The following is a 17,239-nucleotide window of genomic DNA, read 5'->3' on the forward strand; positions in this document are numbered from 1 at the left end:
GTATTGTATCATATTTTTTCGCTTTCATTCTCCGTCTGCCATGCTAAACTTAACATAGCCTGCAAAACCTAGGGGGATGCTTACTATGACGATTCATAGACTAACTGACAAAGATTTCGAGCAAGCTTTTCAGCTTAGCTGCTATGCTTTTCAAGTTGAGAACCCTGATGACCACCGACAGCGTGCCCAAAAAGCATGGGACAGATCGATTAACATCGGCGCCACGGAGAACGGCCAGCTCCTCTCAAAACTAGCACTTTTGCCTTTGGCTGTCCACATCCACGGAAAAACGATGCCAATGGGTGGCCTTGCTGGCGTTGCTTCCTACCCTGAACAACGACGCAAAGGCCATGTGCGCCAACTGCTTGGCCACACGTTGCAAACGATGCGCGCAGAAGGCCACTTATTGTCGTATTTAGCGCCATTTTCGGTGAGCTTTTACCGTAAATTCGGCTGGGAAATTCTTTGTGAGAAAACTACCTATACACTAAATGCCAAGCAACTGCCAAAGCCCTTGCCAATTGCTGATGGCAAGTTAGAGCGGGTCGACCCATCTGATCCGAGAATCTGTGCCGTCTACGAGAAGCGCCTCTGCCATGGGATGCTCGTCCGTGATCCACAATGGTGGGACCATCTGCAAAACGGAGCGTATAAAGCAAAGAAAGCCGTTTTGTACATAGACGCGGCGGGAGAGCCGAGCGCCTATATGATCTATACAATTCAAAAACGGAATTTTACAACAGAAGAACTAATCTTTGGCGACCAAAAAGGCTTAAATGCTTTGTTTGCCTTTATCGGCCAGCACGACTCCATGGCTGACACAGCTGAATTGACGGTGCCAGCAGCAGAAGGCTTGTCGTATTTTCTGCCAGACGCAAAAACAAAAGCTGAGACGATTCCATACTTTATGGCCCGCATTGTTGATGTCGCTCCGTTTTTCCAAGCTTACCCGTTTCTTGCCGATGGTCAAGGCGACTTTGTGTTCCGTATCAGTGACCCAGTCGCAGAGTGGAATGATCGGTTGTTTGCATTCTCGGTTAAAAATGGAAAAGCACACCCGACAACTGTTGGTGGCGATGAACCGGTATTTGAAACGGACATCCAAACACTGACGGCGCTCATGCTAGGCTATCAACGCCCCACTTTTTTCAAGCATGCCGGCTTCATTCAGGGCGACGAAAAAGCACTACAAGATTTTTTCCGCCTTATTCCCGGTGAACAGCCAGCTCTTGTCGACTTCTTTTAAGACTAAAAAGCAGGGGTTGTCCCAAAAGATCGCTGCAAAGCACTTTTGGGGCAACCCCTGTTGTCGTTACCATTTAAATCGCTGAATCATTTCTTCCAGTTCTTCAGCCAACGCCGACAGGTTGGTGGTCGAACTTAAAATTTCTTCCATTGAGGCAAGCTGCTCTTCAGTCGCTGCTGACACGTTTTGAACATGAGCAGACGTCGTTTCAGCCGCCTGGGAAATATTGTCGTACGAAAGCATAAACTGTTCCGTTTGAATAGACATTTGTTTCGCTTCATTGGTAACTTGATTGATTTTTTGACGGACTTCATCCATATGTGACTGGATAGCTGTAAAGGAATCACCTGCATCTTGAATGACTTCGACCCCTTTTGCCACTTCGCCTTTGCCTGCTTGCATCGCTTTTCCAGCACTCATCGTCCCTGTTTGTATGCCGCGTATTTGCTCCTGCACGTTTTGGGCAGCTTCGTTTGTTTGTTCTGCCAGCTTCCTGACTTCATCGGCAACGACCGCGAAACCGCGGCCATGCTCGCCAGCTCGTGCTGCTTCAATCGAAGCGTTTAAAGCGAGCAAGTTCGTTTGCTCGGAAATATCGGAAATTAAGCGAATCACTTGGCCAATTGTTTTCGCTTGCTGTTCTAGCGACTCAATTGTGCCAGCAAGTTCAGACACATGGGCATCAATGGCATTCATTTGCGAAACGCTACGTTCCACGCCTTTCTGTCCACTATCCACCATTGCAGCCGCTTGGTCAACTGCTGTTTGCACGCTAGATGCAGACAGAACAATATCGGAGATGCCCTGTGACACAGAAGTGGTTGCTTTCCGCCCCTGTTCCATGCTGGACGATTGGGCATCAACCCCAGAAGAAACCTCTTGGACAGCGAGTGTGATTTGCTCCGTTGCCTGCATATTTTGCTCGGTGCTCGCTTGCAATTCTTCAGATGAAGAAGCCAAATAAGTCGCTTTATCTTGAATATGGCTTAATGTCAGAATAAGTGAGTTGCGCATATCGTCAAACGCCTCAGCAAGGGCACCAATTTCGTCATTGGCAAGTGCCTTTCCTTCGTACTTCGCACCTAAGTTGCCACTTTTGATCACGTTTGCCATTTTAGCCAATCCAGAAAGGGGCGCAACGACGGACCGGACGACAAAGTAAATGATGACACACCCAACCACCAATGTCGCTGCAATGACAATTAGCATCGTCTGCAAAATTGGTTGAACCGTTTGGCTTGCCTCATTCGGCAACATTGCCCCAACTAACACCCAGTCGGTAGGGCTAATTTTGTTGTAATTCAGCTCCCGTACGACGCCGTCTTCCTCAGATTGGAATTGCCCGCTTTCATCTTCAAATTGCTGCATTAAGTTAACCGGTAAAAATTCACCTGTTTCCCTAGTCGGATGTGTGACAATCCGCCCAAATTGGTCGGCTAAATACATATAGCCAGTACTGCCGATTTTTGCCGCATTGACTTGACCCGTCAGTTCTTTCAGGCTAATGCGAATACCAAGAACGTTCGTAGAGTCAGCAGTTAACGTGCCCATAATGACTTCGACGTGCTCCTCTTCCCCTTCGACTGTCAAAATTGGTTCGCTAATCGACACCTCGACTTGCCTGGCATTCGCCTGTTTAAACCACGACGATTCTTGGAGGCCTTCTTCTGGGCCAAATCCAGTTGAGCTGTTATAGGCAACCGCTTCGCCTGTCTGTCCAACTAAGTAGACTTCTAAAATATTTTCGTTAATGTTCGTTAAATCAACAAGGCGTTGCTCAAGCTGCTCATCTGAGAGTTCCTTTACATTGATTGTACGGCCCGCGTAATGGACGCTATCTGTTTGCAGCTCCATAAATTGTTGCAGCGATGCATGGACATTGGCTGTCGTATGGCTTGCTTGCTCAAGCATTGTTTCTTCGACATTGTCCCTTGTACTCGAATAAGAAAACAACCCGATGACTAAGCTTGGTATAAGTAGAAAAAGGCCAAAAGCCAAAAACAGTTTCCATTTTAAGTTAAGCGTCTTTTTTCCGATCATCTCTTCCCTCGCCTTTTACGTCCTTTTCTTTTACATCGGCAAAATCGTAAGCAAAGTAAAGAGATTTGTAGAAAATTTGACAATCTTTTCTGCAATTGGCCAGCTGCCCCCTTAAAAAGCAAGCTAAAAAAGAGCTGCGCCTTTGGCGCAACTCTCAGATGTTTGCATATTCCCCTCTTCACCTAAAACGGATTGCTGTTGTTACCCATCATCATGTTGCCGTTTTTCTTCAATCAGTCGTTCTTTCATGTTTCTTAGTTCGTCAGAAAGGGAAACCGGATACACTTCCGGAACTTCTAAGCGCAAATATTCTTCCCAAAACGTGTTCTTTTGGCGTTGATGGTAAGCCCGCACTTCTTCTAATGTCGGGACATCGTACACGCATTTGCCTTGCTTAAAAATTTGCTTATGGAGCTCGACTGCCTCAAAATCACGGATTTTTTTCGCTTTCAACGGATTGGTTGGGTGTTTTAAGACAATTTCTGATTGGCCCTCCAAGCTTTCATGGGCTAAGCAAATGTAGTCCCCTTTTGCCATTCCATCTGGGCCGAATAAACGATACACTTTTTTGCGGCCTGGATTGAGAATTTTTTCGATGCTCTCGGATATTTTAATAAGCGGAATCCAGTCATCCTCATTGTAGATACCCGCTCGCAACTCTTGTGGTAGAGCCCGTCGGGCCACAATTTTATGGACGCCTCCTAAGGCTGGGTTGTCGTAAGCGGTAATAAACTTTGTGCCTACACCCCAAATGTCAATTTGTGCTCCTTGCTGTTTTAAAGAAGCGATGGTGTATTCGTCCAAATCATTTGTCGCAGCAATTTTAACATGCTCAAGCCCTTCTTCGTCGAGGCGTTTGCGCACTTTCTTCGACAAATACGCCAAGTCGCCGCTATCAAGGCGGACAGCCGTCATCTCAAAACCTTTTTCTTGCAGCTTGCGTGCAGTCGTAATCGCATGAGGCAAACCGCTGTTTAACGTATCGGTCGTGTCGAGCAGAGGAATGGTCTTTTGTGGGAAGACGTTGGCATAAGCGAGAAACGCCTCTAACTCTGATGGATGAAACATAATATATACATGGGCCTGTGTTCCAGTAATCGGCATCGAAAACTGTTTGCCTGCCTTTACGTTGCTTGTCGCATCGAAGCCTGCGATGTATGCCATTTTGGCGCCATATACACTGGCATCCCGCCCTTGCGCCCGTCGTTTCCCCATTTCAAGCAAGCCGTCTTTTCCGGCAATGGTTTTAATACGTGATCCCTTCGTCAACACAAGGGACTCAGCGTTGATAATGTTTAAAAGCATCGCCTCAATCCAAATGCACTCCCATACCGGCGCTTCTAAGCGGATAAGGGGGGTGTTCGGGAACACAAGGTTGCCTTCTTCGACTGCATACATATCACCGCTAAAGCGCAATTTTCGCAAATCTTCAAGAAACGCTTCTTCAAATCCTTCTGGTTGTTGACGCAAATAGTCAAGATCAGCCTCCGAAAAATGGAGGTTGTTTATCGTTTCAATCAAGTGACCAAGGCCACCGAAAGCAACGTAACCGCCAAGCTCGCCGCTAAAATCGCCAACGCCTTTTACAAACGGCGCTTTTCGATAAAAATCATCGTAAACAACTTGCGTTTTGTGCAATCCTTCCTTCCACAGCGCATACATCATTGTGATTGCATAATAGTCAACATCTAAACCATAATCTTGATCTGGGTTGTAATAAGGAACAACGTGGAACGAGTCATTTCCACAGCGGACGCATGCTTCCGCTGGCTCTCGTTCATTTGAAAATTGCGGCTGGTCACAGCGCCTGCATATATGTACAAAACGATAGTCGGTCGGCTTAATGTAATCAAATATGGTTTTCGCTTGTGGCATCGGTGCTTCTCCTTTTGTCACGGGAACCTCTCTGATTCCGTAGTCATTGCCAGTATAACGCTGTCACGTGCTTATTTCAAATCAAGCTTCTTTGAATAAAAGGACAGCCACACAAACGCCAAAAGATGGTAAGATGATGGGTGAAAGCAAGGAGGAATGCCTGTGTCTATTGCATTGAAACGGAGACACCATCTCGTCTTTTTGGCGTCCGTTTTCTGTTTTTGGCTATGCACTTACAGCTATGTGCCCATCTTTAGCCTTTATTTAGAACAAATTCACTTTACGTATGCGGCAATCGGGATTATTCTCGGCAGTTACGGCATTACGCAAGTGTTGCTCCGTTTTCCACTTGGCGTCTTGCTTGATTCATTGCGACATTTGCGCAAGCATTTTTATGTAGGCGGCTTTGTAGTCGCTATTCTAAGCGGAATCATTTTACTATCGTCCACTTCGTTTGCATGGGTTTTGACAGGACGGTTGCTAGCAGGCGTTACTGCTGCCATGTGGGTGATGGCAACGATTATGTACGCCGACTATTTTAATCCAGGCCAATCTGGCCGAGCAATGGGAACATTGCAATTTTTGACGGTCATGCCGCAATTTCTCAGCATGGTAACAGCCGGCATTCTCGTTGAACAATTTGGCTGGAGCATTCCGTTTTGGGTAGGGATCGTCGCGGCAGGAACCGGACTCTTATTTGCCCTCTTTATTAAGGAAGTGCCGCAAGAAATCGAGAATCACGGCTCTCAACGTTTAGGGAAACAAGTCAAGGCAGTGTTGTCTATCAAACATCTGCTGCCGTTAACGTTTGTATCATTATTTACACACGCTCTGTTGTTTATTTCTATTTTTGGGTTTACGCCTGTTTATGCAAATGTCCACGGCGTTCGGGAGGGGCAGCTTATTTGGCTGATGGCAGCTTTCTTTATTCCACACGCTGCTGCATCTTTAGGAGTTGCTTTTTTCAATGTTTCAAAGCGCAATGAAATCCGGTTGATTGCGCTCTCTCTCATTGTCACTTGCTTCACTTTTTTCTGTATGCCGTTTGCTACTACACTAGCAACGATCAGTCTGTTGCACGGCGTTGTTGGCTTGACAATCGGCGTAGTATTGCCGCTGTTGCTCTCGCAAATTGCTTCACTCCCGCAGCCTTCCTTAAAAACGTCTGTTATGGGCTTCTACCAATCTGTCTATGCAATTGGCATCTTTATTGGCCCGTACGGCGCAGGCTTTGTGGCTGAACATATAGGCATCGCTCATATTTTCACATTGGCAGGAATCGTCTCGCTTCTCGCTTTGGCAATTACAATGCCACTTTTGCGTCGAGCTAAAAACGAAACGAGCAAAAGCGGCGAAGCCTCTTAGGGCAAAACTGGAAGCTGTTTAGAAAGCCGGTTGAGGGTCGTTAATAAGGCGATCTTCAACCGGTGTTCAAAGGTGAAAGTACTATTACAGCATTACTAGGAGGCGCTATGAAGAGCAGTTATATGGAAAAGCATTTTCACACACTTTACAAGCAAAGGCATGAAATGTCGATGGCGATGGAGCCTTTTAAAGGGGAAGAATGGAAAAGACCTTGTGAAGATAAATGGTCGTTTGGAGAAACGTTTTACCATTTGTTTTTAATGGTGAAACGTTTTAAACAGCTAAATAAGCTGTATTTGCCATTGTCAAAGCCAATTGCCGCAATCAGGAAAAACAAGCCTTATGAAACGCATAGTAAAGACGTATACAAGCAATATCATAAAAAGCATCACAAGCCCATGAAAGCACCAAGTATGTTAATACCGCCAAAAGAGATCCAAAAGAACACGTCATTCGCTCAATTAGTGACAAGCTTAGATGCCGAAACAAAACAATTGCAGAACATGGTCGATCAAATAAAAGACGAAATTGCTGGCCATATTCGCTATCCAGACCCCATCGCCGATTATCCTAATCTCATACAAAGCATACATTTGCTTGGCATACACGAAAATCACCATTTTCAACTTTGTAAGGAGTATTACAAGCTCGTTTGACCAAGCTCATACCAAAAAACCGCGGGGATCGACTATCCCGCGGTTTTTCTCCTTCAAATTAATAAGGATCAGACGGCATTCCTTCTTGTTCCGCTTCCTTGACCGCATGTCCTTCTTTGTCGTCTACGCTTTCTTGAACACGTTTGATTGCTTCTTCTAGACGCTTGCCGTAGTCGCGGTCCGCTTCTGTTACATTTTCGATCATTTGCTTTTGGATTCGTTTATCGACATCGGCCAGAGCATCGGCTAAATTGGCAATTAACTCATCCCGTTCCCAATCAGAAAAGCGGCGATACGTTTCCCCTGCTTGGCCAAAGTTGTTCGGGCGGCTGATCGCTTCATATTTCACTTCGCCTGATACGTGCGGCGTATGGTCTGGGTTGACTTTTTCCGCTTCCTTTAAACCGTTAAGGACAGATGGCTCATAGTTAACATGTGGATTGATTCCAGGAGGACTATCGACATGGTACGTCATTTGCCCGTCTCGTTGGTTGGTCGCTACCCGTTTTTTCGGGGCATTGATTGGCAGTTGCAAATAGTTCGGGCCAACGCGGTAACGCTGCGTGTCTGAATAGGAGAACGTGCGTCCTTGCAACAGTTTGTCATCGGAAAAGTCAAGGCCGTCGACAAGGACGCCGGTACCAAAGGCGGCTTGTTCCACTTCCGCAAAATAATTTTCTGGGTTTTTGTTGAGCACCATCTTGCCGACTTTGTGCCAAGGAAACTGGTCTTTATACCAAAGCTTAGTCGGGTCAAGAGGATCAAAGTCAAGCTCTGGATGTTCGCCGTCTTCCATCAATTGCACATAAAGTTCCCATTCAGGGTAATCGCCTTTTTCAATTGCTTCATACAAATCTTGCGTTGCATGGTTGAAGTTTTTTCCTTGAATTTGCTCTGCTTCTTTTTGGGTCAAGTTTTTGATTCCTTGTACAGGCTCCCAATGGTATTTGACAAGCATCGCTTTCCCTTCCTCGTTGACCCATTTATACGCATGGACGCCCGATCCTTGCATATTCCGGTAGTTTGCCGGAATGCCCCACGGCGAGAACACAAATGTGATCATATGGGTCGATTCTGGGCTTTGCGAGACAAAATCGAAAAACCGTTCCATGCTTTGCCGGTTCGTTACTGGATCCGGTTTAAACGCATGGACCATATCCGGAAATTTTAGCGGATCGCGAATGAAGAAAATCTTCAAGTTATTGCCGACTAAGTCCCAGTTTCCGTCTTCTGTGTAAAATTTCACCGCAAACCCCCGGGGATCACGAAGTGTTTCGGGAGAATGGATGCCATGAATAACAGAAGAAAACCGGACAAATACAGGCGTTTTCACTTCCGTGTTTGTAAACACTTTTGCTCTTGTGTACTTGGAAATTGGTTCATCTCCGACTTTTCCATATGATTGAAAATAGCCGTGTGCTCCTGCACCGCGGGCATGGACAACTCGTTCCGGAATGCGCTCCCGGTCGAAATGGCTAATTTTCTCCAAGAAATCATAATTCTCTAATGTCATAGGCCCGCGGTTGCCGACAGTGCGTACATTTTGATTGTCTTTCACGGGATGGCCTTGACGGGTGGTCAATGTATCGTCTTTCTCATTTGCGGCTTTGCGCTGATCGAGCGCATCGCCTTGCCCTGTTACATTGGTTCCAAACGAAGGCGCCTTTTTTGATTCATCCATTGGTTAGCCAACTCCTTCCTTTTATTCCAGCCTAGCTTTTCCAGTAGACGTAAAACTATGCAAAAAAGCAGAGGGATTGTTCCCTCTGCTTACACATGTGTCAACTGGATATTGTTTAGAGTCGCAAATACGCCATTTTTGGCGACGAGCTCCTCGTAAGTGCCTTGCTCGGCAATGCCGTCTTTCGTCACGACGACAATATGGTCGGCATGGCGGATTGTTGCTAGTCGGTGGGCGATAACAAGTGTTGTCCGGTCTGCCGCCAACTCTTGCAATGATTCTTGAATAAGCGCTTCTGTTTCTGTATCTAATGCAGAAGTCGCCTCGTCTAAAATCAAGATAGGCGGATTTTTTAAGAATGTGCGCGCAATCGCAATCCGCTGTTTCTGTCCACCAGACAACTTTAAGCCGCGCTGGCCGATTTGCGTTTCATAGCCTTCTGGCAGCGATTCGATGAGCCCGTCCAAATTCGCCAGCTTGGCGGCGCGGTAAATGTCTTCGTCGCTTGCATCCAGTTTGCCATAGCGGATGTTTTCTTTCAGCGTCCCGCTAAATAAAAAGACATCTTGTTGGACAATGCCAATTTGCGAACGCAGCGACTTCTTCGTCATGTCGCAAATGTTGATGCCATTAATGGTAATAGCGCCACTATCTACATCGTAAAAGCGCGGAATGAGCGAGCTAATCGTGGTTTTCCCAGCGCCAGACGGACCAACGAAGGCGACCGTTTTTCCAGCCGGGATAAAGAGATTGAGATCATTAAGAACCGGCCGATTGTTTTCATAACTGAACGTGACATTGTGGAATTCAATATCGCCATTGAGCACAGGCGCCACTTTAGCGTCAGGCTTGTCCTCAATATCTACTTCTGTATCAAGGACTTCAGTGAAACGTTTAAAGCCGGCCATCCCTTTTGGATAAAGCTCTAAAATCGCACTAATTTTCTCAATCGGCTTAAACAAAATGTTGATATAGAGAATGAAGAGGACAAACTCGCCAACATCAAGGGAATTGGTATAAAGCAGCCATGCGCCGACAAGGAGCACAGATAAAATCATCAGCCGCGTTGCTAAAAAGATGCCAGAAGATGTATAGCCCATTACTTTGTAGCCGCCTACTTTTGCCTTTTGGTAACGGCGGTTATTTTTACGGAACTCTTCCACTTCATGGGCTTCGTTCGTAAACGATTGGACAACGCGCATGCCAGAAACGCTGTCCTCTACACGGGCATTGACATCGCCAATTTCCGCATACATTTTTGACCATGCCTGATTCATTTTAATATTGGTATAAGTAATCAAGGCGATCAGGAACGGTACAAATACGAGCGCTACAATAGCCAGTGTCGGGTTCACATAAAACATAATGCCAAAAGCACCTACAAACGTCATTAACGCAATAAATAAGTCCTCTGGGCCATGGTGCGCTAATTCGCCAATGTCAAACAGGTCATTTGTAATGCGGCTAATAATGTGCCCTGTTTTCGTATTGTCAAAATAACGGAACGATTGGCGCTGGATGCTTTCAAACAAGTCTTGGCGCATGTCCGTCTCAATGTGAATTCCGAGTTTATGCCCAAGAAAATTGACATTGTATTGCAAGTACGCGCTGATTAAATAGGTGAGTAACAACCCCCCTGATACCCAGACGACCTTGTCCCATTCTTGTTGTGGCAAAAGCGTGTTAATGAACCATTGGACGACAATAGGAAAAAATAAATCTAAAACAGCGACGACAATGGCGCTGAAAAAGTCAATAAAAAACAACTTTTTATGCGGTACATAATAAGAAAAAAAACGTTTAATCATTGCTCCAACCTTCTTTCTGATCTAACAGGCCGGCAACCCCCTCTTTTATTTAACCAAGAACCGTTTTGAATTGCAAAATAAACATTCATACATTTGGCACTATCTAGCAGCCTAACGATTCTATAAATCAACAAACACAACGGGCAGCACCGAAAAACCTATTAACTAATCGCTAACAGGTTCTTCGATGTCTTCGCCAATTGTAATCACTTCCGTTTCCAGCTCAACGCCAAACTTGTCTTTTACCGTTTGCTGAACATGGCGGACAAGGCTCATATACTCTGTTGCAGTCGCATTATCCACATTCACAATAAAGCCTGCATGTTTTTTTGACACTTCAGCTCCACCGATGCGTGTCCCTTGGAGGCCGCTGTCTTGGATCAGCTTGCCGGCAAACATGCCAGGCGGGCGCTTAAATACGCTACCGCATGAAGGGTATTCGAGTGGCTGTTTCGTTTCCCGCGCAATCGTCAACTCATCCATTTTCGCTTGTATTTGCGCCATGTCGCCTTTTTGCAGGCGGAAAGTGCCCTCCAAGGCGATATAACGTTTGGCTGAAAACACACTTTTACGGTAATCAAAATCAAACTCTTCTTTCGAGAGCGTTTTAAATTCCCCTTGTTCCGTTAACACCAATACACTCTCAAGCACATCGGCAATCTGTCCGCCATAAGCGCCAGCATTCATGTAAAACGCACCACCTACCGTGCCAGGAATGCCACAAGCAAACTCAAGCCCAGTCAGCTCCGCATCACGGGCTCTCCGTGATGCTTCAATAATCGTCGCTCCCGTCTGCGCGACTAACTCCACTCCTGTGCATGTGATCGTATTGAGCTTTTTTAAACTTAATGTAATTCCACGAATGCCCCCGTCTTTTACAATGACATTCGACCCATTGCCGAGCAACGTAACAGGCACCCGATGTTCGTGGGCAAATTTCAAAACGGTTTGCGTTTCCTCATACGATTGGGGCGTAATAAACAAATCGGCTGCGCCACCCATTTGCGTATACGTATGTTTGCATAATCGTTCATCTTCATGAATTGTTCCTTCTGGCAATAACGTCCATAAAGGCTTGCATATTTCAATATATCGTTTCATCATCATCTTCCTCTAACCTAATCATTTCAAAAAAATGACGGACGCCTATATGAGCTATATATGCGCCATCCTCATTTGTCGTGCGTCAGTTATTTTTAGGAAGCATTTCCTCTTTCACTGATCGCGGCTCCTTCATTATGACGGATTTGCGCAAAAAAAAACAGACCATACATCATTTTCATCTGTTTTTCATTACTTTCATAGACTTTTACGAAGCTATTTTGGCCGCTTCAGGGAATAACGTGCGCCTAGCCCTGCATAGTTCGGTCCCGCTAATCGGGCAACAGGTTGAAGAGCGTCCATGTCGATGCCATTCGCTTCTTGATCGATAACGTCCTCTGCAATATGCATAGCCAAGACACGAGCAATAAGCAAATCAAATGATAGCTCCCCCGCATCGTTTTTGGTCGGCAAGTGGGATTCGAGCTTGCACTCAAATCGTATACGGGCTTCCTTAATTGCCGGCACGGAGACCGTAACACTTTCCGTCAAATGAAAAGACGTCCGTTCCAGTTCACTCTCATCTGGCGCAAGCGTTGCTGCTGTCTCATTCATATCGCTGACGATTTTTTCACTGACGACATGAATCACCATTTCTTCCATGGCCACCGCATTGCGCGCCGTATCTTTCATTTGCCCCTCACGCCTGCCTACGGCAATGGACAAAAGCGGCGGGTCGCTAGCAAGCATCGTAAAAAAGCTGAATGGTGCGGCATTGACCACGCCTCCTTTTTCCGTTAGCGTCGTGACCAACGCGATCGGGCGAGGCACAATGGCCCCGCTCATCCAGCGGTAGCGGTCTCTTGCTGATAGTTCATCCATTCGCAGTAAACGCATAACATCTCCTCCATGTGCCTTTTGTTTTCATTGTCCCTGTTTTTGTAGAATGGTTCAAGAGAAAGGATCACGTTTACCTTCGTCCGCTTTCGCCAATACTGAATCTGAGGTGATAGAAAGTGGAAGAGCTCGTTTCCATCTCAGGACGAACGATCGTTATGTTTGTTGCAGTCCTGCTTTTTTTCCGCTTAACAGGCAAAAAGGACGTCGGCGAAGTTAGCGTTCTTGATATTATTATTACGATCATGGTCGCAGAGCTAGCTGTTATTTTAATTGAAGATACAAAAATGCCCCTCATTCGCGGCCTTACGCCGATTGCGCTGCTCATCTTGTTGTCCCGTGTTTTCTCCTATTTGCAAGTCAAAAATCAGCGTTTTCGCGACGTCGTTGATGGCAAACCGGTACTGTTAATACGAGATGGCGTTTTTATCGAGGAAAATTTATTAAAACAAAACTACAACATCGATGACATCATGATGCAGCTGCGTGATAAAGACATTGCCGACATTCAAGAAGTGGATTGGGCGCTGTTAGAGTCATCTGGTTCATTGTCGGTGTTTAAAAAAAACGATCACAGCTCCCTTTCACTCCCGCTTATTATGGATGGCATTCTCCAACATAAGCATTTAGACATTCTCGACATTCCCGAAGAAGAAGTTCACCAAGCATTGCGCGAAGAGGGCATTCACGACATTCGCCATGTGTTTTATTGCAGTCGTTTCCAAGGAAACTTTTTCATCCAGAAGAAAAACAGGGAAACGACAGACTAAAATGCTTAAAAACGGGTACATGTATGACAAAGCATGGAAAACGATTCCTTCGTTTTCCAATTGGAAAGTGATCTTAAGCTGAAAGGTGGACATGGCATGCCCCGTTACGAAAAAGCCATTCTGCTCTACAATAGGAACGCAGGGCAAGGAGACGTCAACGAACTGCTGCAACAAACATTGGCAACACTTGCCCCTGAAGTAATAGAGCTGACATTGATCCAGACGCAAGCGCCAGGCGAAGCAAAACAACGATGCAAACAGTTGCCTGAGGACATCGAACTATTGATCATCGTGGGCGGCGACGGCACCGTCCATGAATGCGTCAACGGGTTGATGGCAGGAAACAACCAACCAACTGTGGCAATTGTGCCAGCTGGCACGTGCAATGACTTGGCTCGAAGCTTGCAAATTCCTACAGTAGACGACGCCCTCACAGCAATTGTAAACGGCACAACTGTTGCGATTGACATCGGCCAACAAAACGACAGCTACTTTGCCAACTTTTCTGGAGTAGGCATGATTGTCGAGGCTTCAAAAGAAATAGAAGCAGAAACAAAAGCACGTTTTGGAAAACTTGGGTATATCATTAGCGCAATTCGATCGATCAAAGAACCAAAACCATTTTCGTACACGATCACAACAGCAAAAGGAGAAACATCTAGCGGCGATGCCGTTATGATCTTAGCGATGAACGGCCAATACATTGGCACAATCGGCCTATTCTTAAAAGACATCTCCCTTTCAGACGGCAAACTTCATCTGTTTATTGTCAAGGAGGCAGGCTTCACGCTCTTAAAAAATATGTACAGCCACGCTTTCACCGATGAAAATTGGCTTAACGACGCAGAAGGGATCGAAGCACTCGAACTCGATCAATTTACACTCACATGCCGCCAAACGCTCGATGTCGACAGCGATGGCGAAATCAATGAACAGACACCCGTCTCCTATACACTTCATCAACAGGCCCTTACTTTTATTACTACAGAACAACAAGAAAAAGACTGAGGATGCGATGAGGATAGGGAAACCGGTTTGTTTGATCGTTGGCGTTAAAAAGAAGACATTGGGAGCGAAATGGGCTAGGCCGCAAACGTGTTTGCGGCCTAGGTTTTAGGAGCGGATTATACTAAACCTTTTTTATATACTATTAGTTTTAGCGCAGCAAGATCGAGAAGACTTCAAACAAGAAATTGGTGCTTTACTTCTAGAAGCCCTCGGAAGATGGAACTGGTTTCTTTAGATACCTTTGTCAACCAAGAACACATGACAATGAAAATTCTACTGACCATAATTCCCATAATAAGAAAAGCAGCATTGTTTAATAACTTCTAGAAAACATTTTTCGGGTAAATTGTAACAAACTATGACATAACAATATAAAGCATGTTACCGTTTACTCGGTTTATTATTGAATATCTTCGTTTAAATTATCTTCTTCGCTGGATGAAAATATCGTTTTACTAAGCAGGCTTTAGGAAATGGTATTAAAAGAGGAGGAGATAAACTTGGTATCTAGGAATATCCGATTTATTTTGTTAACTGGATTTTCTATGTTTTTAGCTTATTTATTATTAGCTATTGTGCTCAATTTTGGTGATTCTTTTTCAATCACTTGGAGTATTTTATTTTTTATTGTTGGTCTAATGATGGGGGGTATTATCATTTTAATGAGTAGTAAAAGACAAAGAAAATAAAAGCTGTCCCTTGGATCAATTATTTGACCTAAGGGACTACTTAAAAATCAAAGTTCGTTCTGAAAAGGATGATGTTAATTTTCTATGTTTTAAATCAAACTGGCTAACGTTTCAAATTTCATGACAAAAAAAGGCCGAATTCCCCATTCAGCCTTTAAAAGATCTACACTTTCAATTCATTCAATCTGTCTTCTCCATAAAAAACGCCACATCTCAATTCTCTCTCTTACTTTCACCCAATCCCTGCACATAATACATAACCGCCTCATGCATGAATGCTGCTAAATCTCCTTGCTCACTGAACGGATTAAAATATTGCTTGAACCGGGCATCGGCTTGGTACGTGTTGGCGATGCACATTAATAAGTGCCCGTCGCATGGCATTGACTGCTCGAGTATTCCCCGCCACTCATCGACGAGTTGCTGTACTTCCACCGCATCCGGCTGAAAATGCATGCAGGCGGCAATTTTTCGGAACACGTCCTCCATCTGGTGCCACTGGCGTTCTTTTTCGATGGACGACCGTTCTTGCATCTTCTTCTCAAAGGATTGGTAAGCCTCCGTCTTGCCATAGCGCCACCTCGCTTCTCGGTCATATTGCTCTGGCAAGGGCAAAATCGCAGAATCATTGAAAATGCTAAGATGGTAAACATCCTTTCCAGCCACAAACTCCTCCAATGCCGCGGAGATTCGCTCTAAGCGCTGTTTTTTCAAACGTAACGTATCGTTGTGCTGCTTTAATACTTCGCGTTGCTCCTCAAGCGGAAGCTTCAAGATGGCTGCAATCTCTTTCAGAGGCACATCCATTTCCTTCAGGAACAAAATCGTCTGCAGTTTAGCCAAGCTTTCCTGATCGTAATAGCGATAGCCGTTGTCGGCGACGAACGTGGGCTTCAACAGCTCGATCTCGTCATAATAATGTAAGGTTCTGGTGGTAATGCCGGTAATGTGCACGATGTCTTTAATCGCTAATAATCGTTGTTTCATTCCAGTATCCCCTGACTTCGTCCAGGATTTGAGCCGCCGGGGTGATGGTCGCTTCGACAATCGATTTTCCCGTCTGCTTTAAATAGTATTGTACTAAATAATACCCGCAAGCATAACCCGCGCTATAAGGCATGCCAACTGGTGTGAAATTCTGGAGCTTTGCCAATTCGTCGCCGTACAGATACGGCGCAATTTGGTCAAACCCGGTTACATCCAGCTGTTCCTTCAATACAGGTTTGATCTGGCGATTTAATGTTTCAGCGCTTGTCTTCGACACCCAAGGGCCGAGAAGCTCCTCCCCGTACAGAAGTGTTGCAAAATTTTCCGCCAACCCTTCGCTAACGATCAGCTCGCCTAGGGTAACAGTGTGGTCCCACTTGATATACTGGTAACGTACGTTATGATTGACTTCATGCGCCAATGCGGGCTTCATGCGAGGCAGCGTATAAGCATTTGGAAGCAATGTGCACAAAATGTATCCGGGAATCCCACCGTCGCCGCTATACCCCTCGTTTAGCAACAAAGACTGGCTCTTCGGGTTGCCCAGGAGAATGGTGAACAAGTACTCGGATACCTTGAGTTTCACGCCGTTTTCCGTAAATAAGCCCAGGCTTCGGGCAACGACTGCTTCGCATTCCTGCCAGAACGCATCGGATGATATAAGTTCGAGTTCCGCGGAAATCTCAGGCGTCATCTCTTCTGGCGCACGGAATATGAAATTATTGATTGTCATCACGTCAAAACCGCCTGGATCGGCAGCCTTATACGGAACCTGCTGAGTCTCCCATTTTTTCATGAACGGAGCCAGCATCTCTTCCCGGTATAACTCTGTTTTCTCTGCTAGCGGAACTTGCATAACTTGGCGGTAAATGTGGTCTGAGCGCAGTGCTTGAATGTTCATATCGTTTCACCTCTACGTTTTGATCATTCAAAGTGTGAAGTATTACGTAACGTGAGAGTCAAGCCTTCATTTTTATTTTTAAAGAAAACACCGAAACCCACTCATACAGCTGGCTCCGACTGTACCACTCAGATTATTTTGCAAACACGCGTTAACAACCAAAGATGGTACGGACTTTTTTACCGCTATTACGAACTGGACCTTTTCTTCCCCTTCAACGGCGGAGAATTACCGCTTAACTTCTTTTCAACCGTTATGGTAAGATGAAATGCTGA

13 protein-coding genes are annotated in these 17,239 nt (G+C 45.4%); 5 read left to right on the top strand and 8 right to left on the bottom strand.

Going from position 1 to position 17,239, the window contains the following annotated elements:
- Window positions 1-85 precede the first annotated feature (85 nt).
- Window positions 86-1,246: a GNAT family N-acetyltransferase gene (locus tag V5G21_RS08395; RefSeq protein ID WP_011248798.1), complete on the top strand. Its 1,161-nt coding sequence runs from the start codon at window positions 86-88 to the stop codon at window positions 1,244-1,246.
- A gap of 66 nt (window positions 1,247-1,312) precedes the next feature.
- Here V5G21_RS08395 and V5G21_RS08400 read toward each other — a convergent pair whose 3' ends face one another.
- Window positions 1,313-3,286 (bottom strand): methyl-accepting chemotaxis protein, encoded by a 1,974-nt coding sequence (locus V5G21_RS08400; RefSeq protein ID WP_011248799.1) that lies wholly within the window; start codon window positions 3,284-3,286, stop codon window positions 1,313-1,315.
- 201 nt (window positions 3,287-3,487) lie between these two features.
- Entirely contained in the window at window positions 3,488-5,161 is a 1,674-nt protein-coding gene (locus V5G21_RS08405; RefSeq protein WP_011248800.1) for a nicotinate phosphoribosyltransferase, read from the bottom strand.
- Between the two features lie 156 nt (window positions 5,162-5,317).
- On the opposite strand from V5G21_RS08405, the gene V5G21_RS08410 reads away from it, so the two are divergent.
- Together V5G21_RS08410 and V5G21_RS08415 are read left to right on the top strand one after the other, a co-directional pair.
- Window positions 5,318-6,526, top strand: a complete 1,209-nt coding sequence (locus tag V5G21_RS08410) for an MFS transporter (protein WP_257006643.1) — start codon at window positions 5,318-5,320, stop codon at window positions 6,524-6,526.
- A gap of 107 nt (window positions 6,527-6,633) precedes the next feature.
- The gene (locus tag V5G21_RS08415; RefSeq protein ID WP_011248802.1) at window positions 6,634-7,182 is read left to right on the top strand and encodes a DinB family protein; all 549 of its coding nucleotides are present in this window, start codon (window positions 6,634-6,636) and stop codon (window positions 7,180-7,182) included.
- Window positions 7,183-7,240: 58 nt separating this feature from the next.
- On the opposite strand, the gene V5G21_RS08420 is transcribed toward V5G21_RS08415, so the two are convergent.
- From V5G21_RS08420 to V5G21_RS08435, 4 genes are all read right to left on the bottom strand, one after another.
- Window positions 7,241-8,863: a catalase gene (locus tag V5G21_RS08420; protein ID WP_338465463.1), complete on the bottom strand. Its 1,623-nt coding sequence runs from the start codon at window positions 8,861-8,863 to the stop codon at window positions 7,241-7,243.
- An 89-nt stretch (window positions 8,864-8,952) separates the two neighbouring features.
- The gene (locus V5G21_RS08425) at window positions 8,953-10,671 is read right to left on the bottom strand and encodes an ABC transporter ATP-binding protein (RefSeq protein WP_011248804.1); all 1,719 of its coding nucleotides are present in this window, start codon (window positions 10,669-10,671) and stop codon (window positions 8,953-8,955) included.
- A gap of 165 nt (window positions 10,672-10,836) precedes the next feature.
- Window positions 10,837-11,772: a UDP-N-acetylmuramate dehydrogenase gene (gene murB / locus V5G21_RS08430; protein WP_011248805.1), complete on the bottom strand. Its 936-nt coding sequence runs from the start codon at window positions 11,770-11,772 to the stop codon at window positions 10,837-10,839.
- Window positions 11,773-11,988: 216 nt separating this feature from the next.
- Window positions 11,989-12,609, bottom strand: a complete 621-nt coding sequence (locus tag V5G21_RS08435; RefSeq protein ID WP_011248806.1) for a flavin reductase family protein — start codon at window positions 12,607-12,609, stop codon at window positions 11,989-11,991.
- A 119-nt stretch (window positions 12,610-12,728) separates the two neighbouring features.
- Here V5G21_RS08435 and V5G21_RS08440 point away from each other — a divergent pair, with 119 nt between their 5' ends.
- Entirely contained in the window at window positions 12,729-13,379 is a 651-nt protein-coding gene (locus tag V5G21_RS08440; RefSeq protein ID WP_011248807.1) for a DUF421 domain-containing protein, read from the top strand.
- Between the two features lie 96 nt (window positions 13,380-13,475).
- Entirely contained in the window at window positions 13,476-14,387 is a 912-nt protein-coding gene (locus V5G21_RS08445; protein WP_011248808.1) for a diacylglycerol/lipid kinase family protein, read from the top strand.
- A gap of 902 nt (window positions 14,388-15,289) precedes the next feature.
- Here V5G21_RS08445 and V5G21_RS08450 read toward each other — a convergent pair.
- Both V5G21_RS08450 and V5G21_RS08455 read right to left on the bottom strand, forming a co-directional pair.
- On the bottom strand, window positions 15,290-16,063 hold the full coding sequence (locus V5G21_RS08450) for a MerR family transcriptional regulator (protein ID WP_011248809.1): 774 nt from the start codon (window positions 16,061-16,063) through the stop codon (window positions 15,290-15,292).
- Window positions 16,038-16,964 carry a DUF2268 domain-containing protein gene (locus tag V5G21_RS08455; RefSeq protein WP_011248810.1) on the bottom strand — a complete coding sequence of 309 codons (927 nt, stop codon included), beginning with the start codon at window positions 16,962-16,964 and terminating at the stop codon, window positions 16,038-16,040. The genes V5G21_RS08450 and V5G21_RS08455 overlap by 26 nt, the downstream gene beginning before the upstream one ends.
- Between the last annotated feature and the right edge of the window lie 275 nt (window positions 16,965-17,239).

Source organism: Shouchella rhizosphaerae (assembly GCF_036700015.1).
GTDB classification, from domain to species: domain Bacteria; phylum Bacillota; class Bacilli; order Bacillales; family Bacillaceae_D; genus Shouchella; species Shouchella rhizosphaerae.